General features: G+C 57.0%; 1 protein-coding gene. It reads left to right on the top strand.

Features of this window, described 5'->3' with window-relative positions; genetic code table 11:
• The first annotated feature begins 235 nt into the window (after positions 1 to 235).
• Complete coding sequence (locus ACR0BF_RS20275; RefSeq protein WP_480625668.1) at positions 236 to 2,293, top strand: DEAD/DEAH box helicase; 2,058 nt, start codon at positions 236 to 238, stop codon at positions 2,291 to 2,293.
• Positions 2,294 to 2,413: the final 120 nt, after the last annotated feature.

Raw genomic sequence — 2,413 nt, 5'->3', positions numbered from 1 at the left:
AAAGCCCTCAACCGCATGACCCGTCTAGGTCGTGCGACCTATGAACGTGTCGCATAACGAACCGGGGAAAGGGGCAAATGCGGCCCAAGCGCTATTCGTGCAACGCGGTCGCATGATCGTCAATCCAGACACAAAAGCTTGCGACATATCCTTGACGCATTCGGGCGCGCGTTACGGGCTATACATCTGAACCAAAAACCACTATCGCCAGATCTTTCCCGGCAATTGGTGACCCATGAATGATTTCTCTGCCCTCCCGAAAACCCTGTCCGCAGCTCTGTCCCAAAAAGGCTATAGCAACTTGACGCCTGTACAAGAGGCTGTGTCAGATGAAGCGCTGGCAGGAAAAGATCTGCTTGTCTCTGCGCAAACCGGTTCCGGCAAGACCGTGGGCTTCGGGCTGGCGATGGCAGAAGAACTTCTCGACAAGCACGGCCGTTTTGACCGACCAGCAGCGCCTTTGGCCGTGATCATCGCACCCACGCGCGAACTGGCTCTGCAAGTGCGGAGAGAATTCGACTGGCTGTTTGCCGAAGCCGGGATCGTTACTGCATCGGCTGTCGGTGGTATGGATGCGCGCACAGAGCGCAGGGCGCTTGAACGCGGCGCACATGTCGTAGTCGCCACACCTGGGCGGCTGCGCGATCATATCACACGTGGGGTGATCGACCTGAGCGATCTGCGGACCGTCGTCCTCGACGAAGCCGATGAAATGCTGGACATGGGGTTCGCCGAAGATCTTGAATACATCCTTGATCAAACGCCCGAAAACCGGCGCACCCTGATGTTCTCTGCCACTGTTCCACGAGGCATTGCCAGGCTTGCCCAGACCTACCAGAAAGAGGGTGCGCAGCGGATCAAGGTCGGAAGCGCAGATGTCCAGCATTCGGATATAACCTATAGTGCCTTGAACGTAGCTCCGTCGGATATTGAAAAAGCGATCATCAATTTGCTGTGTTATCACGACGTTCAAACCACGATTGTGTTCGCCAACACCCGGTCTATGGTGGCGCGCCTGACCGCGAAACTTTCCAATCGGGGGTTTTCTGTCGTCTCACTGTCAGGGGAACTCAGTCAGGCAGAGCGCACCAACGCGATGCAAGCCCTGCGTGACGGGCGCGCGCAGGTTTGCGTTGCGACCGACGTGGCCGCCCGCGGCATTGATCTTCCAGGGTTGGAGTTGGTGATCCATGCGGATCTGCCCTCAAATGCGGAAACTTTGTTGCATCGCTCTGGACGGACAGGCCGTGCCGGACGCAAGGGAACATCCATTCTGATCGTGCCGGCTCGGCAGCGTTCAAAGGCACAACGATTGCTGAAAACCGCCAAGCTGGAGGCCGAATGGGGCACACCACCCTCAGCCGATGAGGTGTTTAAACGGGAAGAGGAACGCATCATTTCCAATCCCGCCCTGGATGAGCCGCCAAGTGCTGAGGAAACGGCTTTTGCCGAGCGGCTGCTCAGCGGAAGAACTCCCGAGCAGATCGCCGCAGCCTATATGCGCCTCTACCGAGAGCGCCACTCGGCACCAGAGATCCTTGGAACGGCACCAGAGTCTGGAAAACGCGACACTGATCGGCGCGTGGCGTTTGGGCCAAGCACATGGTTCTCACTTTCTTTGGGACGCAAACAGCGTGCGGAGCCGCGTTGGTTGCTGCCAATGCTGTGCCGCAACGCGGGTTTGTCCAAAGACGCTATCGGCGCAATCCGCGTTCAGTATCAAGAGACCTTTGTCGAGATCGCCAATGATGCTGTGCCCGCAATGAAACAAGAACTGGGCGCTGATCTCATCATAGAACAAGGTGCGACGTTGACCGAGCTGGTGGGCACGCCAGATTTCGATGCCTCGCCCAAAGGCCCGCCTGCAGCCCCACAATCATCGGACGAGCCCGCCAAATCCCGAGGGCTTGATTCAGGCAAGCCGTCGAAAGCTGCGCCTGGCTTCGAGCGTTCTGACCAAGATGTCCGGACTGAATCCGAGCGCCCTAAGAGCAAAGGAAAATCTGCGGCACGCACGTCGAACAAACAAGCAAGCGAAGACAAGAAAAAACGGGACTCGGCTCCGCAAGCGCGACCGACGCGTGAGCGCGGAAAGGCCAAACCACAGCCCGTCGCAACGGATAAGAAGCGACAAAAGCAAGATAAGAACGCTTCTGACACATCCAAATCTCTGAAAGCACAAAAGGCGCGTTTCAAGACCGACACCAAAGACTCGAAAGCGCCGCGTTCAAAAAGCAAAAACGGCAAGGGCGGAGAAGCAAGGCCTTTCCGCAAGCCTTCAAAGAGAAACTGAGCGCTCGGGGAGCGTGTTGCACAAATCGTTTCCGATGCGTAGCTGGTCCTTTGATTTGACTGCGGGATGCTGTGATGCCTTTCAAATTCAATGCGTCGCGGCGGGATAAGTTTGCGAAGG

It is taken from the genome of Ruegeria sp. AG7, assembly GCF_056541545.1.
The sequence above is the reverse complement of the archived record's forward strand: the minus strand, read 5'-3'. Positions and strand labels throughout refer to the sequence as shown.

What these genes read in the sequence shown, in the direction of transcription:
- ACR0BF_RS20275 (WP_480625668.1), top strand. Translation starts at nt 236, where the DNA reads ATGAATGATTTCTCTGCCCTCCCGAAAACCCTGTCCGCAGCTCTGTCC.